Source organism: Phytohabitans sp. LJ34, from assembly GCF_052068095.1.
In the GTDB taxonomy this organism is placed as follows: Bacteria; Actinomycetota; Actinomycetes; order Mycobacteriales; family Micromonosporaceae; genus Phytohabitans.
In genome coordinates this window covers 40133-67054 of sequence record NZ_JBQHDG010000015.1, presented here as the reverse complement: position 1 = coordinate 67054, position 26922 = coordinate 40133, and the positions used below count along the sequence as shown (strand labels likewise).

Genomic DNA, 26922 nt, shown 5'->3' with positions numbered 1-26922 from the left:
ACCTTGACACGGGACACAAACATTCGGAAACTTTCTTCAGCCACCTAACAAAGGTACTGAAGGAAGGATGCCGCCGATGACCTCCGCCACGTCGGGACCGCGGTTGCGAGACGTCAACCGCGTCGCGGTGCTCGCCCTCGTCGGCCGGCACGGCCCGATCTCGCGGGCGGACATCGCGCGCCGGCTCGGGCTCAGCCCGCCCACCGTCACCGCGGTGAGCCGGGCACTCATGGAGGCCGGCGTGATCCGCAAGGTCGACGACGCCGAGCCGCGCGGCGGCCGCCCCGGCGAGCTGCTGGCGGTCGTCGGTTCGGCCGCCGTGGCGATCGGCGTCAAGGTCACCTCCGACCGGGTCACCGGCATCCGCGCCGACCTCGACGGCACCGTGCTGGCCGAGTTCTCGGCGCCGTTCGACGCGATCGCGGCCAACCCGTTCGACGCGCTCTCCGAGCTGCTCCGGCCGTACGTGGCGGAGGCCGCCGACACCCCGCTGCTCGGCGTGGGGCTGGGCGTGCCCGGCTTCGTCGACGGCCGCAGCGGGCTCGTCGAGGCGCCTCTGATCGGGTGGCGGCACATGCCCCTCCCGCAATACCTGAGCCGCCTGCTCGACGTGCCGGTGCTCGTCGACAACGACGTCAACACGCTGGCGGCCTACGAGCACCTGTACGGCATCGGCCGCCCCTACGACGACTTCCTCACCGTCACGCTCGGGCAGGGCGTCGGTGCGGCCGTGGTCAGCGGCGGTGACCTGCGCCGCGGCGGGCACGGCGCGGCGGGCGAGCTGGGCCACCTGCCGGTCGACCCGGCCGGGCCGCCCTGCCACTGCGGCAAGCGCGGCTGCCTGGAGACCTACGTGTCCGACGCCGCCCTCGTCGAGCGGGCCCGCGCCGCCGGGGTGGCCGCGAACGGTCCCGCCGACCTGCGCGCGGCCGCCGACGCGGGCGACCGGGGCGCCCGCGAGGTCTACCGGGAAGCCGGCGCCCGCCTGGGTGGCATCACCGCCGGCCTGGCCGCGGTGCTCGACCCACAGGCCGTGCTGGTCAGCGGCGAGGGCACGCTCGCCTGGGCACACCTGTCCGAGGGCTTCCTGCGGGCGTTCCGCGAGGGGATGTTTCCGCCGCTCGCCGACGCGGTGGGCGTGCACGTCGACCCGTGGGACGACGCGAAGTGGGCGCTCGGCGCGGCCGCCCTTGTGCTCCGCACGCCGTTCACGCTGAGCGCCGAGCCACAGGCCTACGCGGTGCGCGCGCGGATGGCCGCGTTTCCCGGCGCGGAGCTTGCGCAATGACCGCCGTCGCCACCCGGCCGCCGGCGACGAAGCCGGCCGCACGGCGCAAGCCGGGCCGGGCCCGGCGGTGGCGGACCGCGGGCGCGGCCGCCGCGTTCCTCTCCCCCAGCCTGGTGCTGCTGCTCGCATTCTGGATCGGCCCGATGGTCGGCACGCTCTGGGTCAGCCTCCAGGACTGGAACCTGATCGGCACCGCCGAGTTCGTCGGACTGGACAACTACACCGAGCTCGCCGGCGACGCCGACTTCCGCGCCGCGCTCGGGCACACACTGCTCTACCTCGCCGGCTACCTGCCGCTCGTGCTGGTCTTCGGGCTGGCCGTGGCGCTGCTGCTCGACGCCAAGCTGCCGGCGATGACGCTCTACCGGGCCACCTTCTTCCTGCCGGTGATCAGCAGCTGGGTGGCCGTGTCGTTGCTCTGGAAGTGGCTGCTCAACCCGGCCGACGGGCTCGTCAACCGGGCGCTCGGCTGGGTCGGCGTGGCGGGGCCCGGCTGGTGGACCGACCCGGACTGGGCGATGCCCTCGGTCGTGCTCGCCTCGGTGTGGAAGGACGTCGGCTTCGTCGCGGTCATCCTCCTCGCCGGGCTCCAGGCGATCCCCCGCGACCTGCTCGAAGCGGCCTCGCTGGACGGTGCCGGCCCGTGGCGCAAGCTGCGCGGCATCACGCTCCCGATGCTCTCGCCGTCGCTGTTCTTCGTCACGGTCATCAGCCTCATCAACGGATTCCAGGTCTTCGACCAGGTCTGGGTGATGACCGAGGGCGGGCCGGGCGGCGCGTCCACCGTCGTGGTCCAGCAGATCGTCGAGTACGCGTTCTCGTACGGCCGGGTCGGCTACGCCTCGGCGATGAGCATCGTGCTCTTCCTCGTGATCCTGGCCGTCACCGCGGTACAACTCCGCCTCCAGCGCCGGTGGGTGCACTATGAGTAAGACGATCCTGCGGTACGCGGCGCTGACGTTTGGCGCGCTCGCGATGGTGGGCCCGTTCGTGTGGATGGTGCTCACCAGCGTCACCGGCGACGCCCAACTGGGCCGGGCCGGCGCGCCGCTGCTGCCCGATCCGGCCACAGTGGACACCTACGGGCGGCTTGGTGACGCGTTTCCGTTCTGGCGGTTCGCGGCCAACAGCATCGGCGTGGCGATCGCCTCGACGCTGCTCCAGCTCTTCACCAGCGCCACGGCGGCGTACGCGTTCAGTCGCCTCCGCTTCCGCGGCAGCAACCTCGTCTTCCTCCTCTACCTGGCCACCATGATGATCCCGATGCAGGTCATCATCGTGCCGCTCTTCATCGAGATGCGGTACCTCGGCCTCGTCGACAGCTACGCCGGCCTGCTGCTGCCCACCGTGGTCTCCAGCTTCGGCGTGTTCATGCTCCGCCAGGCGTTCCTGGCCCTGCCCAAGGAGCTGGACGAGGCGGCTTATGTGGACGGTGCCGGGCACGTGCGGGTCTTCGCCCAGGTGCTGCTCCCGCTCGTCGCCCCGGCGCTCGCCACCTTCGCCGTCTTCGCGTTCATGTCCAGCTGGAACGCGTTTCTGTGGCCGCTCGTCATCGCGCAGACCGAGGCGCACATGACGCTGCCCGTGGGCCTGTCGCTGCTCCAGGGCCGGTACAGCACCGCCTGGAACGTCGTCATGGCCGGCTCGACGGTCTCCGTCCTGCCCATCCTCGCGCTCTACGTCTTCGCGCAGCGGTACGTCGTGCGCGGCATCACGTTCACCGGAATCAAGTCCTAAGGAGAACCACCAATGGGCACGTTCAGGAAGGTCGCGGCGCTCGTCGCGGCGGCGGGTCTGCTCGCCGCGTGCGGCGACGGCGGCGACTCCGGCGACTCGGGCGACAGCGGCGCCACGGGCACGGTCACGTACTTCACCTTCTCCGCCGCCCCCGACCACCTCAAGGACCTCGACACCATCAAGGCCGAGTTCGAGAAGCAGAACCCCGGCATCACGGTGCAGGTGCAGACCGCGGCCTACGACGACTACTTCACCAAGCTACAGACCGCGATCGCGGGCGGGAGCGCGCCGGACACGTTCGAGCTCAACTACGAGAACTTCGTGACGTACGCCCGCTCGGGCGCGCTGCTCAACCTCGACAAGCTCGCCGGCCAGGACGACGGCTACGACCCGGCGCGGGTCTACCCGAAGGCGCTGGAGGCGTTCAAGCACGACGGCAAGCAGTACGCGGTGCCGACGACGTTCTCCGACGTCGTGCTCTTCTACAACAAGAAGCTCTTCGACGCCGCCGGCGTGGCGTACCCGACCGCCGACTGGACCTGGGCCGACGAGAAGGCGGCGGCGGAGAAGCTGACCGACAAGGCCAAGGGCGTCTACGGCGACTACCAGCCGGTGACGTTCCACGAGTTCTACAAGGCGCTGGCCCAGGCCGGCGGCTCGTTCTTCTCCGCCGACGGCAAGAAGGCGACATTCAACGACGCCAAGGGCCTTGAAGCGGCCAACTGGCTGCTGGGCAAGCCGGGCACGGTGCAGCCGACCGTGGCGGAGATCGGTGGCAAGGCCGACTACGACACGGCGCTCTTCAAGTCGGGCAAGCTCGCCATGTGGCACAACGGGATCTGGCAGTTCGCCGGGCTGGCCGGCGCCGGCCTCGACTACGACGTCGTCACCGAGCCGGGCAACACGGCCAAGGCGAACGCGGTCTTCATGAACGCGACCGCCGTGTCGGCCAAGACGTCCAAGGGCGCCGCGGCGTGGAAGTGGGCCCGCTTCCTGTCCACCTCGCAGACGACGGTGCAGACCCGGCTCGCCTCCAACTGGGAGCTTCCGGCGGTCAACGACCAGGCCGCGTTCGACACGTATCTGAAGCAGACCCCGCCGGCGAACCGGAAGGCGGTCTTCGACGCGCTGGACGCGATCGCGCTGCCGCCGGTCGTCGACACCCAGCAGGCCAAGATGCAGGACATCGTGACCGAGGCGCTGGAGAAGGCGGCGTCCGGGCAGGCGACCGCGCAGGAGGCTCTCGACGAGGCCGCCAAGTCGGTGGACGCGCTGCTGTGACCGACACCGCCCGCCGCGCCGACCTGCGCACGCTCGCCGAGTCCAGCGTCGCGCTGATCGCCGCGCACCAGCACCCGTCCGGGGCGTACCCGGCCTGCCCGACCTATCCCGTCTACCGGTACTGCTGGTTGCGGGACGGGGCGTTCATCGCCGACGCGATGAGCCGGGCGGGCCGGCCGGAGAGCGCCGAGGCGTTCTTCGCGTGGTGCGCGGGGGTCATCGAGGCCCGGTCCGGCCGGATCGCGGAGCTCGTGGCGCTGGGCGAGGCGGCGCCGGTCGAGCGCATGCTGCCGACCCGATACACGCTGGAGGGCGGCGACGGCGACGAGCCGTGGTGGGACTTCCAGCTCGACGGGTACGGCACGTGGCTGTGGGCGCTGCACGCGCACGCGGCGCGGCACGGGCGGTCGGTGGAGCCCTACGCCGGCGCGATCAAGTCTACTGTGGACTACCTGGTCGCGTTCGGCGACCGGCCCTGCTACGACTGGTGGGAGGAGCACGCCGAGCACCGGCACGTCGCCACGCTCGGTGCGGTCTCGGCGGGGCTCCGCGCCGCCGGGGCCGCCAGCCCGGCGGTCGACGCGCTCATCCCGGCCGGCGGCCACCTGAGCAAGTGGGTGGGCAGCACGGCGGTGGACGGCAGCCTGCTGGCCTGCCTGACACCGTTCGAAGTGGTCGACCCGGCCGGGCCGGCCGCCGAGCGCACGTACCAGCGGGTGGTGAGCGACCTGCTGCGCGGCGGCGTGTACCGGTACCTCGGCGACACGTTCTACGGCGGCGGCGAGTGGCTCATCCTGACCGCCTGGCTCGGCTGGCACGAGGCACGCACGGGCCGCCGTGACCTGGCACTGTCCAGGCTGGACTGGGTCGCCGCTCAGGCCACACCGGAGGGTCACCTGCCGGAGCAGGTGAGCGGGGCGACCCAGCGGCCGGAGTTCATCGCGGAGTGGACCGCGCGGTGGGGGCCGGTGGCCACTCCCCTGCTGTGGTCGCACGCCATGTACGTGACGCTCGCCGTCGAACTGGGAGTCCTGTGATGCGCCATCGTCCCTTCGGTACCGAGCACCCGTACCGGTACGACCTCGACCAGCGGGTGCCGGCCCGGCCCTCGGCCGGCGACGAATACGAGATTCGCGTGCTCGCCTCGCCCGACGTCGACGCGGTGGAGGTGTCCTTTGCGAGTGGCAAGATCGCAAAAGCCGAGCGGGTCGATCCCGCGACGCTGACCCTCGACTTCGGGGCGCGGCCGGCACCGCCCGCCCGTAGCGCGGGTGGTCATCTCGCGGATGCCGCGGCGGCGGCTCCGGCCACCGGAGGCGACGCCGTATGGATCGCCCGCGCGGTGGCGAGCGGCGACGACTCGTACACGATCAGCGGTGGGACCACGACGGTGGGCCCGTTCGAGGTAAGGCCGCTGGACTGGCGCCGCGACGGCGGGCGGCTCGACGTAACCGGGCCAGGCGCGGTGTCCGATGTGGAATGGCTGGTGGGGAGCGAGGGGCCGCGACGGGTGCGGTTCGCCCTGGCGCTGGCGCCGGGCGCGCACGTGGTCGGCTTCGGCGAGCGGTTTCACGGCCTCGACCAGCGCGGCGAGATCCTCGACGCCACCGTCTTCGAGCAGTACAAGCGGCAGGGGCACCGCACCTACCTGCCGATGCCGTTCGCGCTCGTCGTCGGCGCCGAGGGATGCTGGGGGTTCCACGTCGCGACGAGCCGCCGCACCTGGTACGACGTCGGCGCCACCGCTCCCGACCGGCTGCTGGTCGAGGCGGAGATCGACCCGATCGACCCGGTGCTGCCGCTGCGCTTTTACGCCGGCACACCGTCCGATGTGGTGAGCGCGTTTCTCGCCGACACGGGACGGCCGAGCCTGCCGCCGGAGTGGGTGTTCCGGCCGTGGATGAGCGGCAACGAGTGGAACACCCAGGAGCGCGTGCTGGCCGAGGTGCGCCGCAGCCTAGCCGAGGACGTGCCGGTGGGCGCCGTGGTCATCGAGGCGTGGAGCGACGAGGAGACGTTCGTCGCGTTCCGCGACGCCAAGTACGAGGTGCACCCGGACGGCGCGCCGCACCGGCTGGCCGACTTCGACTTCCCACCCGACGGCGCCTGGCCCGACCCCAAGGCGATGGTCGACGAGCTGCACGCGGCCGGCGTCAAGGTGCTGCTGTGGCAGATCCCGCTCGTGCCCGTCGATCGGGGCTCCACCGGGCAGGTGGCGGCGGATCTGTCCACGATGGAGGAGCGCGGCTACGCGGTCCGCGAGGCCGACGGCTCCGCCCACCACAACCGCGGCTGGTGGTTTCCCGGCGCGCTGCTGCCCGACTGGACCAACCCGGACGCCCGCCGGTGGTGGCTGGACAAGCGCCGCTATCTCGTCGAGGACCTCGGGATCGACGGGTTCAAGACGGATGGTGGAGAGCATCCGTGGGGTCACGACCTGCGCTACTTCGACGGCTCCCGGGGCGACGCGGCCAACAACCTGTACGCCGTGCGGTACGCCGCCGCCTACCACGAGCTCGCGCCCGTCACGTTCAGCCGGGCCGGGTTCACCGGGTCGGCGGCGTTTCCCACGCACTGGGCCGGCGACGAAGACTCCACATGGGAGGGCTTCCGCGCCTCCATCACGGCCGGGCTGACCGCGGGTGTCGGCGGCATCTTCTTCTGGGGCTGGGACCTCGGCGGCTTCTCCGGCGAGATCCCGGACGCCGAGCTCTACCTGCGGTCGGCGGCCGCGGCCTGCTTCGCGCCGCTGATGCAGTACCACTCGGAGTTCAACCACCACCGCGTGCCATCGCGCGACCGCACGCCGTGGAACATCGCCGCGCGGACCGGAGACGCGAGCGTGCTGGCGGTGTACCGCCGGTTCGCCAAGCTCCGCGACGACCTCGTGCCGTACCTTGTCCAGCAGGCGCGAGTGTCCGTCGAGAGTGGACGTCCCCTGATGCGGCCGCTCTTCTTCGACCACCCGGGCGACGAGCGGGTGTGGGACTTTCCGCTCCAGTACCGCCTCGGCGACGATCTGCTCGTCGCGCCGGTCACCTCACCCGGTGCCACGACGTGGCCGGTGTACCTGCCGGCGGGTAAGTGGGTGGACTACTTCACCGGCGAGCACCACACCGGACCGGTCACTGTGGACCGGCCGGTGCCGCTCGACGAGATCCCGGTCTACCTATTTGGAGATCATCGGGCCTAGCGGCTCGCCGCCGAGCACGTGCGCGTGCACGTGGAAGACTTCCTGGCCGGCGTACGGCCCGGTGTTGAAGATGACCCGAAAGCCGCCGTCGAGCAGCCCTTCGGCCTCGGCCACGGCGGCGGCCGCGGTCAGCACCTCGCCGGCGAGCGCCGGGTCCGCGTTGGCGAGCGCGGCGACGTCGGCGTGGTGCGCCTTCGGGATCACCAACACGTGCACGGCCGCCTTCGGCCCGATGTCCCGAAACGCGAACGTCGTCGCCGTCTCGTGCACCTTGGCGGCGGGGATGTCGCCCGCGACGATCTTGCAAAACAGGCAGTCTGTGGTGGTCATCCGCTGAATGCTAGTGCGGCGGCCTTCGGCCCGCCGCTCACCCGGGCCGACCAAGCCGGCCAACGTTTTGGCCGCCACACTTGAGATCTTCCGGGATCAGGGGTGACGCCGCCGTCGTGTTCCTCGAGCTTGAGTTCGCCCGGGTCCGTGTCAGCTGCGGACCGCCGCTCCCGCCGGAGACCGCGCCGGTCGGCGGCGAGCTGGCGCTCGCCGAGGTCCCCGACCCACGCTGCGAGGCCCGCGGTGCAAGCCCACGGCGCGAACCCTTGTCGGATCGGTGCCCCCGGGTGTGTCGGCTCAGTCGACGCGCCGCCGGCCGGGCGATGGCGAAACCCCCGAATCCGAAAGGCCTCCAGAGACCCTTCGGAGCCAAGGTCGCTGCGGTCTCGAAACTCAGTTTGCCCCGTCCGTGTCAGTTGCGGGCCGCTTACTCCCCGCGGGCACCGCTGCGGTCGGCGGCTCGCCGGGGCTCGCCGACCTTCGCTGCCGGCGAGGGGGTAGATCTTGGTATGAAGGTGCCCCTCTGGGGGCCAATTCGTACCAAGATCTGCTGTGCCGGGGAGCCCGCCGTGGCTGGGTTCCTTGATGTGTGGGTCCAGGTCTTGTGCGAAAGTCAGATCAGTGGCTCAGCCGGGGGCCAGCCGCCGAGCATGGTCTTGCCCGAGGGCTTGCACCGCGGGCCTGGCAGTGGACGGCCGGGGGTTTCGGCTCGGTCTGCGAGCCGCCGGCCGGGAGCGGTGCCCGCGGGAGCATACGGTCTACAGCTGACGCGGGCGTGGGCAAAATCTGCCCTGGAAGTAACGTCCCGGCAGGCGGCGACCCTAGCTCCCTAGAGCGCGCCGGCGGCCTGGGCGACGAAGAGGGTCGGGTAGAGCGGGCGGTAGCCCAGCTCGGTGCGGATGCGGCAGGTGTCGACGATGCCCACCCACGGATCGTCGAGCGGGCGGTCGGCGGCCGCCGGGTCCGGCTCCTCCTTGTTGGCCCGGAGCAGCTCCAGCGCGGTCACCGGCGCGTCGTCGGCCACGTTGAAGATCTGCCCGTCGACTCCCTCGGCCGCGAGGATGCGATCGAGGGCCTGCGCCACGTCGGCGTGGTGCACCAGGTGCAGCCGCTGGTGCGGGGGCCAGCGGCGGGCCCACATCAGCGACTCGGCCAGGTGCGGGTCGCCGTCGCCGTACACGAACGCGAGCCGGGCGACGCGCACCGGCAGGCCCTGCTCGCGGTGCATCCGGAGCAGCTCCACCTCGGCGGCCGCCTTGCCGGTCGGGTAGGCGCCCGCCGGCCGGGGCTCGTCGCGCTCGTCGCACGGCCGGCCGCGTCCCGGGCCGTACACGAGATTGGTGCTGACGAAGACGAACCGGCGCACACCGGCGTCGAGCGCGGCTCGGGCCAGCGCGATGGTGGCATCGCGGTTGACCGCGTAGGCCTCGTCGTCGGGCACGCCCCGGAACGCCGCCGCGATGTGCACCACCGTGTCGACGCCCTCGACCGCCAGCCGGGACGTCTCCGGCTCACGCAGGTCGCCGACGACGACCTCGGCCCCGCCGTTCCACCAGGGGGTGACCTGGGCCTCGGTCCGCACCAGCACCCGCACCGGCCGATGCAGGTCGAGCTGGCGCCGCACGTAGCGGCTGCCCACCCGTCCGGTGGGCCCGGTGATGAGGGTGCGCACGACCCTCTCCCTCCGTAGGTATCATTAGCCAGACAATGATAATACGTTAGCCGGCTAATGACTGTGGGGCAAGGGTGGGCGGTGAGTTCCAGGCCGCGTTCTGGGCGGCGAAGCGGGCAATCGGCGCCGCCTCCGAGGAGGCCTACCAGCGGCACGGCGTGCGGGCCGGCCAGCAGTTCCTCCTCTACGAGCTGTGGGCCGAAGACGGCCTCACCCCGGGCGAGCTGGCCAAGCGACTGGGCCTCGCCGTGCCCACCGTCACCCGCACCGCCACCCGACTGGAGGCCGCCGGCATCCTGCGCCGCGAGCCGCACCCCACCGACGCCCGGCTGGTCCAGCTCCGCCTCACCGACCGGGGCCGCGAGCTCAAGGACATCATGGCCGCCGAGGTGGCAAAGCTCACCGAAAAGGCACTGCACACATTGGACGAGGCCGACCGTGAGCGCTTCATCGGATACCTGAACGAGGTCCGGGCAAACCTCACGACCCCGACGGTATGACGTAGCTGGGATGGCATCGACTCATTGCCATTCGTAAATCACGATCCGTACGCTCCCGACATCCGTGACATGTGCGCGCTCACGAGGTGCGCCATCCGTGTGGGGAGGATCCTATGGTTCGCTGGCGCAAAGTCGTGGGGGCGTTCGCTGCGGCACTGGCGGTTGGCGGCTTCACCGTCGCCGCACCGGTGGCACCGGCCGCCGCGGCCGACGTGACGCCGTTCGTCGTGGGTGGCACGCGTGCCGCGCAGGGCGAGTTCCCGTTCATGGTCCGGCTGTCGATGGGCTGTGGCGGGGCGCTCTACAGCCCGCGCCTGGTGCTGACCGCCGCGCACTGCGTGGGCCGGACGGGCACCAACACAAGCATCACGGCGACGCTCGGCGTCGTCGACCTACAGTCGACCTCGGGCCGCATCCAGGTGCGCTCGAACTACGTCTACCGGGCACCCGGCTACAACGGCAACGGCGACGACTGGGCGCTGATCCGGCTCGCCAGCCCGGTCACCGGCCTGGCCACGCTGCCGATCGCGACGAGCACCGCGTACAACAGCGGCACGTTCACCATCGCCGGCTGGGGCGCCACCCGTGAGGGCGGCGGGCAGTCGCGGTACCTGCTGAAGGCGCAGGTGCCGTTCGTCAGCGACTCGACCTGCGACTCGATGTACGGCGGCGACGTCATCGTGGCCGAAGAGATCTGCGCCGGGTACACGGCCGGCGGCGTGGACACCTGCCAGGGCGACTCGGGTGGCCCGATGTTCCGCCGGGACGCCAGCAACGCGTGGATCCAGGTCGGCATCACGAGCTGGGGCAACGGCTGCGCCCGCCCCAACTTCCCCGGTGTCTACACCGAGGTGAGCACGTTCGCCTCCGGGATCCAGTCGGCGGCGGCGAGCCTGGGCGGCTGACCCCCACCGCCCGAATGCGAGGCGTCCCCACTGCGGGGCGCCTCGCGCGCGTCTAAGATCAAACGATGTCGGTCATCGAGGAAGCGCTGGCGGCCCTGGACCTCGAGACCAAGGTCAAGCTGCTGTCCGGCAAGGATTTCTGGACCCTCCCCGCCATCCCCGAGATCGGCCTGCGCTCGCTGGTGATGTCCGACGGCCCGATCGGGTTGCGCGGCATCGGGTGGCGCCCCGACGACCCGTCCGTCGCCCTGCCCAGCCCCACCGCGCTCGCGGCGACGTGGGATCCGGCCCTGGCCCGCACCGCCGGTCAGGTGCTCGGGCAGGAGGCCCGCCGCAAGGGCGTGCACGTGCTGCTCGCCCCGACCGTCAACCTGCACCGCAGCCCGCTCGGCGGCCGCCATTTCGAGTGCTACTCCGAAGACCCGCTGCTGACCGGCGAGATCGGCGCGGCGTACATGACGGGCGTGCAGGAGCAGGGCGTGGGCACGACGGTCAAGCACTTCGTGGCCAACGACGCGGAGACCGACCGGTTCACGGTGGACATACGGGTCGGCGAGCGGGCGCTGCGCGAGCTCTACCTGGCGCCGTTCGAGCGGATCGTCGGTGCCGGCGCGTGGGGCGTGATGGCCGCCTACAACGGGGTCAACGGCAGCACCATGACCGAGCACGCCGACCTCCAGCTCGGAGTGCTCAAGCGGGAGTGGGGCTTCGACGGCTTCATCGTCTCCGACTGGACCGCCGCCCGCACCACCGCACCCGCGGCGAACGGCGGGCTCGACGTGGTGATGCCGGCGGTCGGCGACCCGTGGGGCGAGGCACTGGTCGCCGCGGTCCGCTCCGGCGCCGTCCCGGAAGAGGTGGTCGACGACAAGGTACGCCGGGTGCTTCGCCTCGCCGCCCGCGTCGGCATCCTCGACGGCGCCACACCCGCGGTCGTCCCGCCTTCCACACTCGACGGTGCGGCGGTCGCCCGCGAGATCGCCGCCCGCTCGTTCGTGCTCGTCCGCAACGAGGGCGACCTCCTCCCCCTCGACCCGGCGCGCCTGCGCACGGTCGCCGTCTCGGGTGCGCTCGCCGCCGACGCGCGGGTACAGGGCGGCGGGAGCGCGCTGGTCCAGCCGGCCCGCGTCGTCTCACCGCTCGACGGGCTGACCGCGGCGCTCGCCGGTGAGCCCACGCTGGCTGTCCCCGGCGAAGGCTCGGCCTACGCGGCTGTGCTCAACGCGGCCACGGTCACCTACGCGGTGGGCGCCGACCCCCGCCAGCGGGTGCCGTTCGCCGCCGCTCCACAGTGGAGCGACATCACCGGTGTCCTCCGCGCGGCCGGTGGGCGCGAGCTCTACCGCACCCCGCTGCGCTCGGCGTACGTGCGCTGGATGGGCGACCCGCCCCCCGGCGTCGATCCGGACGAGATCGAGGTGCTGTCCCTCTCCGCACGCCTCACTCCGGCCGAGAGCGGCACGCACGAGCTGGCCATCGTGGGCTTCGGCGAGTTCGTGCTGACCGCCGGCGACCACACCCTCTTCGAAGGCCCGGTCTACCGCGCCAACGACGAGTCGGACGTCTTCCGCGGCGCGGGCGAGCGACGCTTCCCGCTCGAACTCACCGCGGGCCAAGCGATCGACGTGGTGCTCACCCAGCGTGGCGGCAACCCGGGCTTCGTGTCGTTCGCGATCGGCCACGCACCACCGTCCCCCGGCCCCGACGCCCTGCTCGACGAGGCGGCGAACGCCGCAGCCGAGGCCGACGTCGCCGTCGTGGTGGTGGGCACGACCGAGGAGGTCGAGTCGGAGGGCTTCGACCGCACCACGCTCGCACTGCCCGGCCGGCAGGACGAGCTCGTCTCCCGCGTCGCCGCCGCCAACCCGCGCACGGTGGTCGTCGTCAACGCCGGCTCCCCCGTCCTGATGCCGTGGGCCGACGAGGTCGCCGCGATCCTGCTCACCTGGTTTCCCGGCCAGGAGGCCGGCGCCGCACTGGCCGACGTGCTACTCGGCGCGGCCGAGCCGGGCGGCCGCCTGCCCACGACCTGGCCCCGCCGCGACGCCGACGCGCTGCCGGTCACGCCGACCGACGGCGCCCTGGCCTACGACGAGGGCGTCTTTCTGGGCTATCGCGCGGACCCGGCCGACCCGCTGTTCCCGTTCGGCCACGGCCTCGGCTACACCGAGTGGGCCTACGAATCACTGTCCATCGAGGACCGCGCGGCGGTGGTGACCGTACGCAACACCGGCCCGCGCCCCGGCCGCGAGGTGGTCCAGCTCTACATCGGACCCTCCACACCGGACGCTTCACGGCCACGCCGCTGGCTGGCCGGCTTCGCGACGGCCGCGGCCGAGCCGGGCGAGGCGGTCACGCTACGGATCCCCCTGCCCGATCGCGCCTTCCAGGTGTGGGACGGCGGCTGGCAGACGGTGCCCGGCACCTACACGGTCGAGGCAGCACACAGCGTCATCGACCGCCGCCTCACCGAGCCCCTCAGCATCTAGGGAGCTTTCGAATTCAGGGTCGCCGCCCGTCGTGACGTCACTTCGAACCAGATTTGCCCGCGTCCGCGTCAGCGGCGGACCGTATGCTCCCGCGGGCACCGCTCCCGGCCGGCGGCTCGCGGGGCGAGCCGAAACCCCCGGCCGTCCCCTGCCAGGTCCGCGGGACCAGCCCCAAGGAGTCTTCCCGCCGCGCTCGGGCCCCCGACATCCTGTAGCAGCGTCACCAGCCCCGGGCTCGAGACCTCGAGATCTAGGAGACTCAGGGTTGAAATAGCGCACTATCTCCCCTAGATCTCAACTCACGCGCCGCTCACACCCTCACGGCCGTTACTCCTGGCGGCGAAAGCCCGCAGTTCGCCCTCACCACCGATCCAGCAACAGACAATGTGGACAAACCGTCTCCCCCAGAAGGAGTAACCACAACCAACCGCGAAGGGTGAGGCCGTGGGAGCAAGGGTGCGGAGCCGGCTACCAGCGGCCGAGGCGGGCGGAGAGCACGGCGAGGGCGGCCACGCCGGCGGTGGACGTGCGGAGCACCGCGTCGCCCAGGCGGACCGGCCTTGCGTCCGCTGCCTCGAAGGTCGCCAGCTCCTCCGGCGCTATGCCGCCCTCCGGGCCCACCACCAGCGCGATCTCGCCGGTGGGTGGGAGGTCGACCGTGGTCAGGCGGTCCTTGGCCTCCTCGTGGAGCACCAGCGTGGCGCGGGCCGCCGCCTCGCGGGTGGTGGACGCCGGCGCGACGAGTGGAAGCCAGGGGCGGCGGGCCTGCTTGGCGGCCTCGCGGGCCGTGGTCACCCAGCGGTCGCGGGCGCGGTCGCCGCGGTCGCCGCGCCACTGGACCACCGAGCGGGAGGCCGCCCAGGGCACGATCTCGTCTACGCCGGCCTCGGTCATCGCTTGCACGGCCAGCTCGCCGCGCTCGCCCTTGGCGATGCCCTGGATCACCACGAGCCGGGGGTCGGGTGCTTTCACGTACCCGGTGCTGACGATCCGCAGATCGAGGGTGCCGCGGCCGGCGGCGGTGACCACCGCGGTGGCCGTGCCGCCCCGCCCGTCGGCCAGCAGCAGCTCCTCACCGACCCGCAGCCGCTGGACGGTGGCCGCGTGGTGTCCCTCCGGACCGTCGAGGACGTGGGTCGACCCGGTGGGCAGCGCATCGACCAGAAAGAGCGGGAGGCTCACGCCGCCCCCTTCGACCGCTCGCTCACCGCCGCGGGCGAGCTCCGCTCACTCACGCGTGGCCGTTGAAGGCGTCCCGCATCCGGGAGAAGAAGCCGCCCTGCTTGGTGAGCTCGGCGACCTCCTCGCCGCGGGTCTTGGCGAACTCGCGCAGGATGCGCTCCTGCTCCGGGTCGAGCTTGGTGGGCGTGCGTACGTCGAGGTGGACGAAGAGGTCACCCCGGCCGGTGCCGCGCAGGTGGGGCACGCCGCGGGCGCGCAGCCGCAACGTCGCGCCGGGCTGGGTGCCGGCCTTGACATCGAGCTGCTCCTCGCTGTCGAGCGTCTTGATGGTCAGGCGGGTGCCGAGCGCCGCCGCGGTCATCGGGACGGTGACGCGGCAGTGCAGGTCGTCGCCCTTGCGGGAGTACACGTCGTGCGGGCGCTCGTGGATCTCGACGTAGAGGTCGCCGGCCGTGCCGCCGCCGGGGCCGACCTCGCCCTGCTGGGCCAGGCGAATGCGCATGCCGTCTTCGACGCCGGCCGGGATCTTCACGGTCAGCGAGCGGCGGGTGCGGACCCGGCCGTCACCGCCGCAGGTGGCGCAGGGGTGCGGGATCACGGTGCCGTAGCCCTGGCAGACGGTGCACGGCCGGGACGAGACGACCTGGCCGAGGAACGTGCGCTGCACCGACTGCACCTCGCCGCGCCCGCCGCAGGCCTCGCACGTGGCCAGGTGGGTGCCGGCGGCGGTGCCGGCGCCGGAGCACGTGGTGCAGAGCACGGCGGTGTCCACCGTGATCGGCGCCTCCACCCCGAACGCGGTCTCGGTCAGCTCGAGCTCCAGCCGCAGGATCGCGTCGGCACCCGGCCGGGTGCGCGAACGCGGACCGCGCGCCCCGGCAGCCGTGCCGAAGAACGCGTCCATGATGTCCTGGAATCCGACGAATGGCCCCGCGCCGGGACCACCACCCGGCCCACCGCCACCAGGGGCGAGAGGGTCGCCGCCGAGGTCGACGATCTGCCGCTTTTGGTCGTCTGAAAGCACCTCGTACGCGGCGTTGATGTCCTTGAACTTCTCGTGCGCATCCGGATCCGGGTTGACGTCCGGATGGTACTGGCGGGCCAGCTTCCGGTAGGCGCGCTTGATCTCGTCGTCGGATGCGTCTCGGCTCACGCCGAGAATCCCGTAGTAGTCCTTGGCCACTGCGTTCCGTGTCCTCATGCTCTCGCGCTGTCCCGGGCTAGTTGTTTCCCAACAGGTCGCCTACGTAGCGTGCCACGGCGCGCACGGTGGCGATGGTGCCGGGGTAGTCCATCCTCGTCGGCCCGAGGACGCCGAGACCACCCACGATTGTCGCGCCTGGACCGTAGCCCGTGCTGACAACCGAGGTGGACCGGAGATTGTCGATCTCGTTTTCGTCGCCGATGCGGATCAGGAGGGTGTCCGCGTCGACCTCGCCGAGGAGCTTGAGCAGGATGACCTCCTCCTCGAGCGCCTCGAGGATCGGGCGCAGGGAGCCCTGGAAGTCGAGCAGGCCGCCGCGGGTCAGATTGGCCCGGCCGGCCAGCGCGATCCGCTCGTCGTGCCGCTCGACGAGCGTCTCCAGCAAGACCGTGGCGAGGGTGGCCATGGTGTTTCGGGCATCCGGCGCGACCTCCTCGACCAGCGCCTGGACCAGCGGCGGCGCGTCCGACAGCCGCTTGCCCACGAGCTTTTCGTTTAACAGGCGGCGGAGGTCGGTGACGGCGTCGACGGGCACGGGCGCAGGCAGCTCGACGAGCCGCTGCTCCACCCGACCGGTGTCGGCGATCATCACGAGCATGACCCTCGTCGTGGAGATCGGCACCAGCTCCAGGTGGCGCACCGAGGAGCGGGACAGGCTTGGGTACTGCACCACGGCGACCTGGCGGGTGAGCTGGGCGAGCAGGCGCACCGTGCGGTGCACCACGTCGTCGAGGTCGAGCGCCCCGGCCAGAAACCGCTCGATCGCCCGCCGCTCGGCGGGGCTCAGCGGCTTGACCCGGGAGAGCCGGTCGACGAAGAGCCGGTAGCCACGGTCGGTCGGCACGCGGCCGGCGCTGGTGTGCGGCTGCCGGATGTAGCCCTCCTCTTCGAGAACGGCCATGTCGTTTCGCACTGTCGCGGGCGAGACGCCCAACTGGTGTCGCTCCACAAGAGCCTTGCTGCCGACCGGCTCCTGGGTGGCGACGTAATCCTCGACGATCGCTCGGAGCACGTCGAGCTTGCGGTCATCGAGACTCACTGTCACCCCCTGCCGCACCAGATGAAGAGACTGGCACTCGACTGTAGCGAGTGCCAGTCTACGTCGCACCCCCACACGACCGCGATGATCTCTTTGGGCACAATGTCCGCAACTGGTAAGTGTGTTGTGTGGCGTCGGTTGATCCGTGCCCCTACCGTGACCTTCATGACAGAACCACCTCGCCCTCCCGGAGGGGACGAGCCTGGCGCCACGCCGCCGGAGCCGACCTCTCCGCCGACACCCCCAGCGTCCTACTCGATGCCGGGCGAGGCACCCTCTCCCGGTTACTCACCCCCACCGAGTGACGCTCCACCGCCACCCCCGCCGCCCACGAGCGGGGCCGGCTACCCACCGCCCGGAGCGGGTTACCAGCCACCGCCCGGCTACCCGCCGCAGGGTCCGCCCGGCGGCTACTACGCGGCCGGCCCGGCGCCGGCGGGATACGCCAACAACGACGAGAAGACGTGGGCACTCGTCGCCCACTTCGGCGGCGCGGCCGGCGCGTTCATCGGCGGCGGCACGCTGGGCTGGGTTGGCCCGCTGGTGTCACTGCTGGCCAAGGGCAGCCAGTCGCCGACCGTGCGCGCGCACGCGGTCGCGGCGCTCAACTTCCAGCTGCTGTGGTCGATCATCACGGTGATCTGCTGGATCCTGGTCTGCGCGCTGATCGGCTTCATCCTCGCGCCGGTCGCGATGATCATCGCGATCGTCTTCGGCATCATCGGCGGCGTGAAGGCCAACGACGGCCAGCTGTACAACTACCCGATGAGCATCTCGATCATCAAGTGACAGCGCGAGACCCCGGTGATCCACTCGGTCACCGGGGTCTCGCAGCATCAAAGATCCAACCCAATACTCGATATCTGAGCTACCGCGATGTCCGTCGTGGTCCAGACCGTCGCTCCCGCGGCCTCACCCGTCCGCTGTTGGTTGAAGCGTCGCTTTCGCGACGCCCGAAAGGGCTTGAACCGCGGACCTGGCAGCGGGGGTTGGGGATTTCGGCTCGCCCCGCGAGCCGCCGACCTCCGCGGTCTCCGGCGGGAGCGGCGGTCCGCAGGTGGCGCGGATCCGGGCAAGTCTGCTTCTGGGTCTCGGGTCCTAGGGCAGGAGGTCGCGGACGACGGCGTCGGCGAGTAGGCGGCCACGCAGGGTCAGCACCGCCCGCCCGTCGCGTGTCTCCAGCAGGCCATCCGCCGCCGCCCTCGCGGCCGCCTCGCGGCCCGGACCGTCGAGCACGGAAAGCGGCAGGCCGGACGCGAGCCGCAGGCGCAGCATCACGTCTTCCACGTGCCGGTCGCCGGCCGACAGCACCTCCCGCGCGTAACCCGGTGACTCGCCCGCGGCCAGGCGCGACGCGTACGCGGACGGGTGCTTGACGTTCCACCAACGCACGCCGCCCACGTGGCTGTGCGCGCCCGGCCCGAGGCCCCACCAGTCGCCACCGGTCCAATACAGCAGGTTGTGCCGGCAGCGCGCCGCCGGGCCGGCCGCCCAGTTGGAGACCTCGTACCAGGAGAGGCCGGCCGCGCCCAGGGCGGCGTCCGCGGCCAGGTAGCGGTCGGCGGCCACGTCGTCGTCCGGGTACGGCAGGTCGCCGCGGCGTATCCGGGTGGCCAGCCGGGTGCCGTCTTCCACGATCAGCGAGTACGCGCTGACGTGGTCGACGCCCGCGCGCACGGCCGCCGCCAGCGAGGCGGCGAAGTCGTCCGCGGTCTCGCCCGGCGTGCCGTAGATCAGGTCGAGGTTGACGTGGTCGAAGCCGGCTTCGCGGGCCTCGGCCGCCGCGGCCGGCGCCCGGCCCGCGGTGTGCCGGCGCTCCAGCACCTGGAGCACACCCGGGGAGATCGACTGCATGCCCAGCGACACCCGCGTGAAGCCGGCCTTGCGCAGGCGCTGGAGCGACGCCGGCGTGACCGACTCCGGGTTGGCCTCGGTGGTGACCTCGGCGTCGGCGGCGAGGCCCCAGGTGCGGTCGATCGCCTCCAGGATGCGGGCGAGGTCGTCCGGGTCGAGCAGCGTGGGCGTCCCGCCGCCGACGAACACCGTGTCGACCCGCGCGGGTGACACCACCCGACGCGCGAGGTCGAGCTCGGCGAGCACGGTGTCCGGATACTCGTCGCGGCTCGCCCCGCCGCCCAGCTCGGCCGCGGTGTAGGTGTTGAAGTCGCAGTAGCCGCACCGGCTCGCGCAGAAGGGCACGTGCACGTACACGCCGAAGCCGCGCCCGCCCAGGCTCGTGCCCGGCGGCAGGGCGCCGTCGCGGGGGACGGCCTCGCCTTCTGGGAGTGCTCCGGGCATGGGTTCTAGTCTGCCCGCATGACTTCTGACGGTGAGTCGCTGGTCCGGGTCGAGACCGGGCAGGGCGTGGCGACGCTCACACTCGACAGCCCGCACAACCGCAACGCGCTCTCCACCCCGCTGATGACCCAGCTGATGGCGGCGCTGGAGGCGGCGGAGGGCGACGAAGCGGTGCGGGTGGTGGTGCTCTCCCACACCGGCCCGGTCTTCTGCTCCGGCGCCGATCTCAAGGAGACCGCCGAGGCAGTCACAAGCGGGCGGATCCCGGTGGGGATGCTCGGCGACGTGCTCGCGGCCATCTGGGAGTGCCCCAAGCCGGTGGTGGCCCGGGTGGGTGGGCCGGCGCGGGCCGGCGGCCTCGGCCTCGTGGCGGCGGCCGACATCGCGATCTGCGCCGAGGAGGCCACGTTCGCCTTCTCCGAGGTACGGCTGGGCGTGGTGCCCGCGGTCATCTCCGCCACCGTGCTCCCCCGCCTCACCCCGCGGGCGGCGGCCGAGCTCTTCCTGACCGGAGACACCTTCGACGGGCGGAGGGCGGCGCAGATCGGGCTCGTCACGGCCGCCGCGCCGGCGGCGACGCTGGACGCCACCGTCGCGGCCTACTGCGGCGCGCTGGTGCTCGGCGGCCCGGAGGCACTCGCCGGCACGAAAGGCGTCCTGCACCGGAGATCGACCGCTACCGTACGTGAAGAACTGGCGGAACTCTCCGCCCTTTCGGTGGGCTACTTCCAGTCAGAAGAGGGGCGGGAGGGGGTCCGGGCGTTTCGGGAGAAACGCCACGCGTCGTGGGTGCCCGCAGGGCCGGAAGGGGCTTGACTCCCCCTTCCGCGCCAAACCGCCCATGGGTACGGTCGCCGGCAGGTTGAGGTCGTACCCTGGACGGACAACTCACTGAGGGGTGACGGTGCGTATTCGGGCAGGGGTAGTGGCAGCCGTCGGCCTTGCACTCGTGGCCGTGCTCGGGCTGGTCGTCGGCAGGCACGACTGGAGCCGCGACCTCAAGCTTCCCCGGCCGCACAGCCGCGCCTGCACCGTGCAGGCCGACGGCGAGGTCGCCCTCAATCCGGAGCAGATGGCACACGCCGCCACGATCGCCGCGATCGGCATGCAGCGAAAGATGCCCGAGCGGGCGGTCGTGGTGGCGCTGGCCACCGCGTTCCAGGAGTCAAAGCTGGAAAACCTCTCCGGTGGCGACCGTGACTCGATCGGTCTCTTCCAGCAGCGGCCCAGCCAGGGGTGGGGCACGCCGGAGCAGATCAGCGACCCGCGCTACGCGGCCAACAAGTTCTACGCCGCGCTCAAGAAGGTGCGCGGCTGGGAAAAGATGCGGGTCACCGACGCGGCGCAGCGGGTGCAGCGCTCGGCCTACCCGGGCGCGTACCAGAAGTGGGCCGACGAGTCGACGGTGCTCGCCAAGGCGCTGCTCGGCAACGCGACCGGCGCGGTGGCGTGCACCGTCGACGGTGAGCCGGCGATGCGGGGCGCCGCGGCGGCCGAGGCGCTGGGCACCGGGCTGCGCCTCGACTGGGGTCGCCTTGAGACGTCCGCCCAGGTCACCGGCCTGACCGTGCCGGCGGCAAGCCCGCAGGCCGGCTGGCGATACGCGCACTGGCTGGTCTCGCACGCCACCGACCACGGGGTAAAGCGGGTGCGGTTCGGGGGTCTCGAGTGGACGGCCGACGAGGGCGCCTGGGCCCAGATGACGCAGGGCGACCAGGCCCAGCAGGTGGTGGCGGAGGTCTTCGCGGAGCCGTGACACACGGATGGGGCCCCGTTGCCGGGACCCCATCCACAGTGTTCAGTTCTCAGCGTTTTAATACCTACTGACGCCGCGGCGCCCGGTGACACCCACCACCAGGGCCACGCCGATCGCTGCCAGCACGACCTGGATGAAGATCTCCGTCCAGTCGAGCCCGGACGTGTTAGACACGCCCGCGGCACGCGCGATCACGGTGCCGAGCAGTGCGGCGCCCACGCCGATCAGCATGGTGAGCCAGATGGGGATGTTCTGGCGGCCGGGAACTACCAGCCGCCCCAGCGCACCGATGATCAGCCCGATGATGAGCGCTGAGATGATGCCGGTTGCGGTCACGGTCGTCCTCCAATCGGGGGTTCGTTCTGACCGCAAAGGTGCCCGGCACTTCACCGGCCTAAACGCCGGGCCGCCTCGGCCACCGCCCGGTCCATCGTCTCGAACGCGAGCGGCGGGGGTTGGTCGAGGTCGAACCAGGCCATCGCCGACGACTCTCGCGGATCCAACGTCACCTGGGCCCCGTCGTCGAACGTGGCGAGGAAGAAGCAGTCGAGTACCGGCAAGCGCTCGCCCTGGTAGTCGTAGCTGCCCACGTACATGCCAACGAAGTCACCGAGGGTGACCTGCACGCCGAGCTCCTCACGGCCCTCGCGCAGGGCGGCGACCGCCGGCTCCTCCCACCCGTCGCAGAAGCCGCCCGGCACCTCCCAGAGCCCCGCCCGCGGCTCCATCGCCCGCCTCAGCGCGAGGAAACGCCGTCCATCGTGGACGATGAGGCTGGCGGTGGGGCGAGCGTTGACGAAGAGCGCGTAACCGCACGCCGCACACGTGGTGGGCGGCTTGTCGTCCAGGCCAGCACCGCAGCGCGGACAGAACCGCGCCTCCACGGTCACTTCTTGGCCTTGCCGTCCCCGCTGTCCGAGGTGGACAGTGCCGCGATGAACGCCTCCTGGGGCACCTCGACGCGGCCCACCATCTTCATCCGCTTCTTGCCTTCCTTCTGCTTTTCCAGCAGCTTGCGCTTACGCGTGATGTCACCGCCGTAGCACTTGGCCAGCACGTCCTTGCGGATCGCCCGGATCGTCTCGCGCGCGATGACCCGGTTTCCGATCGCGGCCTGGATCGGCACCTCGAACTGCTGGCGCGGGATCAGGCCGCGCAGCTTGGCGGCGATCGTGACGCCGTAGTTGTACGCCTTGTCCTTGTGGACGATCGCGCTGAACGCGTCGACCGCCTCGCCGTGCAGCAGGATGTCGACCTTGACGAGGTCGGCCATCTGCTCGCCGCTGGGCTCGTAGTCGAGGCTCGCGTACCCCTTCGTGCGGCTCTTGAGCTGGTCGAAGAAGTCGTAGATGATCTCGGCGAGCGGGAGCGTGTAGCGCAGCTCCACCCGGTCGGCCGACAGGTAGTCCATGCCCAGCAGCGAGCCGCGCCGTCCCTGGCAGAGCTCCATCACGGCGCCGACGTAGTCGTTGGGGGTCAATACCGTCGCCCGGACCACCGGCTCGTACACCTCGGCGATCTTGCCGTCGGGGTACTCGCTCGGGTTGGTGACGGTGTGCTCGGTGCCGTCCTCCATGATCACGCGGTAGACCACGTTGGGCGCGGTGGATATCAGGTCCAGATCGAACTCTCGCTCCAGCCGCTCCCGGATGATCTCCAGGTGGAGCAGGCCGAGGAAGCCACACCGGAACCCGAAGCCCAGCGCCGCACTGGTCTCCGGCTCGTAGTTGAGCGCGGCGTCGTTGAGCTTGAGCTTGTCGAGCGCGTCGCGGAAGTCGGGGTAGTCGGAGCCGTCGATCGGGTAGAGCCCGGAGTAGACCATCGGCTTCGGGTCCTTGTAGCCGCCGAGCGCCGCCTTGGCGGGCCGCGAGTTGATCGTCACCGTGTCGCCGACCCGGGACTGGCGCACGTCCTTCACGCCGGTGATGAGGTAGCCCACCTCGCCGACGCCGAGCGCCTGCGCCTTTTGCATCTCGGGTGAGATGACGCCGATCTCCAGCAGCTCGTGGACGGCGCCGGTGGACATCATCTTGATCCGGTCGCGCGCCTCGATCCGCCCGTCGATTACCCGGACGTAGGTGACCACGCCCCGGTACACGTCGTAGACCGAGTCGAAGATCATCGCGCGGGCCGGCGCCTCCGCCTCACCCTTGGGCGGGATGAACTGCCGCACGATCTCGTCGAGCAGGTGGGGCACACCCTCCCCGGTCTTGCCGGACACGCGCAGGCAGTCTTCGGGAGCGCAGCCGATGAGGTGGGCCAGCTCCTCCGCGTACTTGTCGGGCTGGGCGGCCGGCAGGTCGATCTTGTTGAGCACGGGGATGACGTGCAGGTCGTTTTCCAGCGCCAGGTAGAGGTTGGCCAGCGTCTGCGCCTCGATGCCCTGTGCGGCGTCGACGAGCAGCACGGCGCCCTCGCAGGCGGCGAGGCTGCGCGACACCTCGTACGTGAAGTCGACGTGCCCCGGCGTGTCGATCATGTTGAGCACGGCCGCCTCGCCCTTGAGGTCGCCCTCCCGCACGGCCCACGGCATGCGCACGGCCTGGCTCTTGATCGTGATGCCGCGCTCGCGCTCGATATCCATGCGGTCGAGGTACTGATCGCGCATCTGCCGCGCGTCGACCACGCCCGTGAGCTGCAACATCCGGTCGGCCAGCGTCGACTTGCCGTGGTCGATGTGGGCGATGATGCAGAAGTTACGGATGCGGCCGGGGTCGGTCGCGCCCGGGCTGTTCGCGCTCATCGGTGGCACAGTCGTCCGTTCTCGTTCAACCTGCGGGAACGGCCGGCGAGTGGCCGGCCGTTCTCTATGGTCCCACGTCTTCTTCGGTTACTCCGCTGGCGCCTCGGTGAAGAGGGCCGCCAGGCCCGGGAAGCGGCGGCGAACCTCGTCTTCCTCGGCTACTCCGCCGGCGCCTCGGTGAAGAGGGCCGCCAGGCCCGGGAAGCGGCGGCGAACCTCGTCTTCGTCGTCGAAATCCCAGAAGTCGTCCGTATTGGGGCGCTTTGCGGCGGGTTCTTCCGGTAGCTCCAGCCCGGTCGCGCGGCGGTGTGCCTCCGCGGCGGCCGCCAGCATCTTTTCCGAGGCGAGCTCCTCACCGGTGAGCGCGGCCCGCTTTACCGCCGGCAGCTCCGCGAGCGCGTCGGGCTCACCCACCGCCCGCGCGAACGCGTCGCGCCCCTGCACCATCAACCATCCGCGGAACGCGTCGAAGCCCTCGTCGGAACAGCCACCGTTGATCAGGTACGCGGCCCCGAAGAGATCCACTTTGTACGACGCGTCGAGCACCCGCCGCAGGTGGCGCTCGAAGCCGACGATCTCGCCCGCGTCGAGGCCGGCCAGCGCCGTGGTGGCCCGCTCGGCCACCGTGTCCGGGGTGCCGCCGTCGCGTGCCGCGTCGCCGATCAGCGCCCAGAACTCGTTCGTGTTCATGGGGTCCGACTGTGCCAGACAGGTGTGACACCAGGGCACTATGGGGCTATGTCGAGGATGCCGATGCCGGCGGTCCCGTATGCGTCCACCGCTGTCCGCCCCTCCTGGGCCGACCTGCCCACCGACCTGCGCGCGGCGATCAGCGCGCGGCTGGGCTCGCAGGTGACCTGGGCCACGACGGCCGGCGGTGGCTTCACCCGCGGCTTCGCGGCCGTACTCGACACCGCCGACGGGCAGCGCGTCTTCGTCAAGGCGGCGTCGCTGGCCACGCAGCGCCACCTCACCGACTGGTACGCGCGGGAGGTCGCGGTCACCGCCGCGCTGCCCGCATCGGTCCCGGCGGCCCGCCCGCGGTGGACGCTCACCGCGGCCGGCCACTACGTGATCTGCCTGGACGCCATCGAGGGGCGGATGCCCGCGTTGCCGTGGCAGCCGGCCGAGCTCGACGCCGCGCTGGCCGCCTGGGCGGTGGCCGCCGATGCGTTGCGTGAGCCGCCGCCCGAGCTTGTGGCGGTAGGCCTCCCGGCGCTCTCCGACCTCATCCGGAGCGACCTGTCGTGGTGGCGGGAGATCGCCGCCGGTCGCGAGGCGATGCCCCCGGCGCCACCCTGGGTCGACAAGCAGCTAGACGACCTCGTGGCGCTGGAGGCCGCCCTCCCCGGATACGTCTACACCGACGCCGCCACCCACTGCGACCTGCGCCTCGACAACGTCATCATCGATCCGACCGGCGCCGCCCACCTGTGCGACTGGACCTGGATCTGCTTCGGCCCGGCCTGGTGGGATACGGCCTCGCTGCTCATCACCGCGTACGCGAGCGGCCTGGACGCGGACGCGCTCTTCGCCGCCCACCCCACGGCCCGGGATGCCCCGGCGGACGGCTTGGACGCGGCGCTGGCCGCGCTGGGCGGATACTTGCTGACCCGTGCGGAGGCGGGCCCGACCGGCGCGTCGCCGCACATCGTGGCCCATCAGCGGTGGACGGGTGAGGTGGCGCTGGCCTGGCTGGCGTCGCGTCGCGGCTGGGCGTGAGGGCCGTTTTGGCTGTGCGCGTGGGTGGCTGCTAGCCTGGTATGTCGCGCATGGTGGCGAGAAGGTGCTACCTGTGCTCTGAAACCCGAAACCTGAAGGACAAGGACGAGGCTGTCGCGTGGCGAACATCAAGTCCCAGATCAAGCGCAACCGGCAGAACGAGAAGCGCCGGATGCGTAACAAGTCGGTCAAGTCGTCGCTGAAGACCGCCATTCGCAAGTTCCACGAGGCGAGCGCGGCCGGCGAGACCGAGACCGCGGCCGCCCTGATGCGTGACGCCTCGCGCAAGCTCGACCAGGCCGTCAGCAAGGGCGTCATCCACAAAAACCAGGCCGCCAACCGCAAGTCGGCGATCGCCAAGCGCCTCCAGACGCTGGCCTCCTGACTCTCGCACCACCCTTCGGGCACCGCCGGAGCCAAGACGCTCCCTGAGCGGTGCCCGTTGCTATGCCCGTTTTGCGCGGCTTGTTACTCGTATCGCCAGCTAGCTGATTGGCGCTCGCGCTGGCTGCCGTGCTCGGCGTGGTCGGCTGGGCTTGCCATCGCGGCCTGGTGCGCCATAGCGCCCTGATCTGCCATCGCGGCCCGATCTGCCATTGCGCCCTGGTGTGCCATCGTGGCCTGACCTGCCGTTGCGGCCTGGTGCGCCATCGCGGCCCGATCTGCCATCGCGGCCTGGTTTGCCATCGCGGCCTGGTTTGCCATCGCGTGGGCGTGCTGCCGCCACGCCGCGTCCAGATATTCCCCAGCGGCCGCATACCGCCGAGCCGCATCCCGGCGCCCCGCGGCGGCGCCCTCAGCATGCTGATCGCGGTCGCCCTCTTGGCTGGCGATCAGCTCGTGCGCCTGGGTCGCGTCCAGATCGCGCGCCTCGTCCTTGGCCGGATCGCGCGGCTGGCCAGGGACCAGGTCGTGCGCCGCGGTCGCGGTCAAGTCGTGGCGGTGGGCGGCGGCCGCATCATGCGCAGCGGTCGCGGTCAAACCGTGGCCGTCGCCGGCGGCCGCATCCTGCGCAGCGGTCGCGGTCAAACCGTGGCCGTCGCCGGCGGCCGCATCCTGCCCAGCGGTCGCGGTCAAATCGTGGCCGTCGCCGGCGGTCTCGGCGACGGCCGGACGTCGCACGTGTGCGGGCGCCGGATCGCGCCCTCGCCCTGCCGTCCGAGCGTGCGCCTGGGTCGCGGCCGGATCGCCGGTGCTGGGGGTTGAGTCGTCGCTCAGCGCGTCGCCGGTATGCGAAGCCTGTGGCGGCACCACGACGCTGGCGCGCCCGACCACCGGCATGAACGCGCTGACCTCGCGCCGCACCCGCTCCCGCTCACGCTCCGGGATCCGCGCGGCCGAACGCGCCACCGCGCCGGCGACCAGGTCGTTGACCTTGACCATCAGCGCGACCGACACCGGCAGGATCAGCACCACCCACCAGCTCACCAGCTCGGCCAGCGCCAGCAGCAGGCTGAGCGCGACCGCGCCCTCCAGGTAGACGAAGCAGAGCATGCCGCCGGGCTGGAGGTAGCGCAGCCCAAGCGCGCGGGCGTACAGCGGGCGGTATCGCACCCCCACCGCGCCCGGCTCCGTCTCGCGCGC

The 26922-nt window shown here is 71.6% G+C and carries 25 protein-coding genes; 14 read left to right on the top strand and 11 right to left on the bottom strand.

What is annotated here, in order from left to right; genetic code table 11:
* The first annotated feature begins 76 nt into the window (after positions 1 to 76).
* From ACTMTJ_RS25730 to ACTMTJ_RS25705, 6 genes are read left to right on the top strand one after another with little or no spacing between them, the layout of a single operon-like run.
* Positions 77 to 1288: an ROK family protein gene (locus tag ACTMTJ_RS25730; protein ID WP_441220289.1), complete on the top strand. Its 1212-nt coding sequence runs from the start codon at positions 77 to 79 to the stop codon at positions 1286 to 1288.
* Positions 1285 to 2220 carry a carbohydrate ABC transporter permease gene (locus tag ACTMTJ_RS25725; protein ID WP_441220288.1) on the top strand — a complete coding sequence of 312 codons (936 nt, stop codon included), beginning with the start codon at positions 1285 to 1287 and terminating at the stop codon, positions 2218 to 2220. The genes ACTMTJ_RS25730 and ACTMTJ_RS25725 overlap by 4 nt, the downstream gene beginning before the upstream one ends.
* Positions 2213 to 3025 (top strand): carbohydrate ABC transporter permease, encoded by an 813-nt coding sequence (locus ACTMTJ_RS25720; RefSeq protein WP_441220287.1) that lies wholly within the window; start codon positions 2213 to 2215, stop codon positions 3023 to 3025. The genes ACTMTJ_RS25725 and ACTMTJ_RS25720 overlap by 8 nt, the downstream gene beginning before the upstream one ends.
* Before the next feature lie 12 nt (positions 3026 to 3037).
* On the top strand, positions 3038 to 4306 hold the full coding sequence (locus ACTMTJ_RS25715) for an ABC transporter substrate-binding protein (RefSeq protein WP_441220286.1): 1269 nt from the start codon (positions 3038 to 3040) through the stop codon (positions 4304 to 4306).
* Positions 4303 to 5343: a glycoside hydrolase family 15 protein gene (locus tag ACTMTJ_RS25710; protein WP_441220285.1), complete on the top strand. Its 1041-nt coding sequence runs from the start codon at positions 4303 to 4305 to the stop codon at positions 5341 to 5343. Before ACTMTJ_RS25715 ends, ACTMTJ_RS25710 begins: the two co-directional genes overlap by 4 nt.
* Complete coding sequence (locus ACTMTJ_RS25705; RefSeq protein WP_441220284.1) at positions 5343 to 7499, top strand: glycoside hydrolase family 31 protein; 2157 nt, start codon at positions 5343 to 5345, stop codon at positions 7497 to 7499. The genes ACTMTJ_RS25710 and ACTMTJ_RS25705 overlap by 1 nt, the downstream gene beginning before the upstream one ends.
* On the opposite strand, the gene ACTMTJ_RS25700 is transcribed toward ACTMTJ_RS25705, so the two are convergent.
* Both ACTMTJ_RS25700 and ACTMTJ_RS25695 read right to left on the bottom strand, forming a co-directional pair.
* Complete coding sequence (locus ACTMTJ_RS25700) at positions 7476 to 7829, bottom strand: HIT domain-containing protein (protein ID WP_441220283.1); 354 nt, start codon at positions 7827 to 7829, stop codon at positions 7476 to 7478. The two genes, ACTMTJ_RS25705 and ACTMTJ_RS25700, sit on opposite strands and share 24 nt — an antisense overlap.
* 829 nt (positions 7830 to 8658) lie before the next feature.
* Positions 8659 to 9501: an NAD-dependent epimerase/dehydratase family protein gene (locus ACTMTJ_RS25695; protein WP_441220282.1), complete on the bottom strand. Its 843-nt coding sequence runs from the start codon at positions 9499 to 9501 to the stop codon at positions 8659 to 8661.
* Positions 9502 to 9575: 74 nt separating this feature from the next.
* Between ACTMTJ_RS25695 and ACTMTJ_RS25690 the strand changes: the two genes are divergently transcribed.
* The 3 genes from ACTMTJ_RS25690 to ACTMTJ_RS25680 all read left to right on the top strand — a co-directional run bounded on the left by ACTMTJ_RS25690 (position 9576) and on the right by ACTMTJ_RS25680 (position 13395).
* On the top strand, positions 9576 to 10001 hold the full coding sequence (locus ACTMTJ_RS25690) for a MarR family winged helix-turn-helix transcriptional regulator (protein ID WP_441220281.1): 426 nt from the start codon (positions 9576 to 9578) through the stop codon (positions 9999 to 10001).
* Positions 10002 to 10114: 113 nt separating this feature from the next.
* On the top strand, positions 10115 to 10906 hold the full coding sequence (locus tag ACTMTJ_RS25685; protein WP_441220280.1) for a S1 family peptidase: 792 nt from the start codon (positions 10115 to 10117) through the stop codon (positions 10904 to 10906).
* 65 nt (positions 10907 to 10971) lie between these two features.
* Entirely contained in the window at positions 10972 to 13395 is a 2424-nt protein-coding gene (locus ACTMTJ_RS25680) for a beta-glucosidase family protein (protein WP_441220279.1), read from the top strand.
* 468 nt (positions 13396 to 13863) lie between these two features.
* Here the strand turns inward: ACTMTJ_RS25680 and ACTMTJ_RS25675 are convergent, their stop codons facing one another.
* Genes ACTMTJ_RS25675 through hrcA form a run of 3 tightly spaced genes read right to left on the bottom strand, consistent with a single transcriptional unit; the run spans position 13864 to position 16820 of the window.
* Positions 13864 to 14577 carry a 16S rRNA (uracil(1498)-N(3))-methyltransferase gene (locus ACTMTJ_RS25675; RefSeq protein WP_441220278.1) on the bottom strand — a complete coding sequence of 238 codons (714 nt, stop codon included), beginning with the start codon at positions 14575 to 14577 and terminating at the stop codon, positions 13864 to 13866.
* Between the two features lie 49 nt (positions 14578 to 14626).
* A complete protein-coding gene (dnaJ, locus tag ACTMTJ_RS25670; protein ID WP_441220559.1) occupies positions 14627 to 15760 on the bottom strand; it encodes a molecular chaperone DnaJ in 1134 nt (377 codons plus the stop codon).
* Between the two features lie 37 nt (positions 15761 to 15797).
* Positions 15798 to 16820, bottom strand: coding sequence for a heat-inducible transcriptional repressor HrcA (gene hrcA, locus ACTMTJ_RS25665; RefSeq protein WP_441220277.1), 1023 nt, complete (start codon positions 16818 to 16820; stop codon positions 15798 to 15800).
* Between the two features lie 165 nt (positions 16821 to 16985).
* Here hrcA and ACTMTJ_RS25660 point away from each other — a divergent pair, with 165 nt between their 5' ends.
* The gene (locus ACTMTJ_RS25660; RefSeq protein WP_441220276.1) at positions 16986 to 17609 is read left to right on the top strand and encodes a DUF4870 domain-containing protein; all 624 of its coding nucleotides are present in this window, start codon (positions 16986 to 16988) and stop codon (positions 17607 to 17609) included.
* A 309-nt stretch (positions 17610 to 17918) separates the two neighbouring features.
* Here the strand turns inward: ACTMTJ_RS25660 and hemW are convergent, their stop codons facing one another.
* Positions 17919 to 19118, bottom strand: a complete 1200-nt coding sequence (gene hemW, locus ACTMTJ_RS25655; RefSeq protein ID WP_441220275.1) for a radical SAM family heme chaperone HemW — start codon at positions 19116 to 19118, stop codon at positions 17919 to 17921.
* An 18-nt stretch (positions 19119 to 19136) separates the two neighbouring features.
* Between hemW and ACTMTJ_RS25650 the strand changes: the two genes are divergently transcribed.
* Both ACTMTJ_RS25650 and ACTMTJ_RS25645 read left to right on the top strand, forming a co-directional pair.
* Positions 19137 to 19934: an enoyl-CoA hydratase-related protein gene (locus ACTMTJ_RS25650; protein ID WP_441220274.1), complete on the top strand. Its 798-nt coding sequence runs from the start codon at positions 19137 to 19139 to the stop codon at positions 19932 to 19934.
* A gap of 88 nt (positions 19935 to 20022) precedes the next feature.
* A complete protein-coding gene (locus ACTMTJ_RS25645) occupies positions 20023 to 20874 on the top strand; it encodes a hypothetical protein (protein ID WP_441220273.1) in 852 nt (283 codons plus the stop codon).
* A gap of 57 nt (positions 20875 to 20931) precedes the next feature.
* On the opposite strand, the gene ACTMTJ_RS25640 is transcribed toward ACTMTJ_RS25645, so the two are convergent.
* From ACTMTJ_RS25640 to ACTMTJ_RS25625, 4 genes are all read right to left on the bottom strand, one after another.
* Complete coding sequence (locus ACTMTJ_RS25640) at positions 20932 to 21210, bottom strand: GlsB/YeaQ/YmgE family stress response membrane protein (protein ID WP_441220272.1); 279 nt, start codon at positions 21208 to 21210, stop codon at positions 20932 to 20934.
* A 50-nt stretch (positions 21211 to 21260) separates the two neighbouring features.
* On the bottom strand, positions 21261 to 21758 hold the full coding sequence (locus tag ACTMTJ_RS25635) for an NUDIX domain-containing protein (RefSeq protein WP_441220271.1): 498 nt from the start codon (positions 21756 to 21758) through the stop codon (positions 21261 to 21263).
* Between the two features lie 2 nt (positions 21759 to 21760).
* Positions 21761 to 23617, bottom strand: coding sequence for a translation elongation factor 4 (gene lepA / locus ACTMTJ_RS25630; protein ID WP_441220270.1), 1857 nt, complete (start codon positions 23615 to 23617; stop codon positions 21761 to 21763).
* A 158-nt stretch (positions 23618 to 23775) separates the two neighbouring features.
* Positions 23776 to 24306, bottom strand: coding sequence for a DUF4240 domain-containing protein (locus tag ACTMTJ_RS25625; RefSeq protein WP_441220269.1), 531 nt, complete (start codon positions 24304 to 24306; stop codon positions 23776 to 23778).
* Positions 24307 to 24354: 48 nt separating this feature from the next.
* On the opposite strand from ACTMTJ_RS25625, the gene ACTMTJ_RS25620 reads away from it, so the two are divergent.
* The gene (locus ACTMTJ_RS25620; RefSeq protein ID WP_441220268.1) at positions 24355 to 25338 is read left to right on the top strand and encodes a phosphotransferase family protein; all 984 of its coding nucleotides are present in this window, start codon (positions 24355 to 24357) and stop codon (positions 25336 to 25338) included.
* Positions 25339 to 25456: 118 nt separating this feature from the next.
* Positions 25457 to 25723 (top strand): 30S ribosomal protein S20, encoded by a 267-nt coding sequence (rpsT, locus tag ACTMTJ_RS25615; protein WP_441220267.1) that lies wholly within the window; start codon positions 25457 to 25459, stop codon positions 25721 to 25723.
* Positions 25724 to 25806: 83 nt separating this feature from the next.
* Here the strand turns inward: rpsT and ACTMTJ_RS25610 are convergent, their stop codons facing one another.
* Positions 25807 to 26832, bottom strand: coding sequence for a hypothetical protein (locus ACTMTJ_RS25610; protein WP_441220266.1), 1026 nt, complete (start codon positions 26830 to 26832; stop codon positions 25807 to 25809).
* Positions 26833 to 26922: the final 90 nt, after the last annotated feature.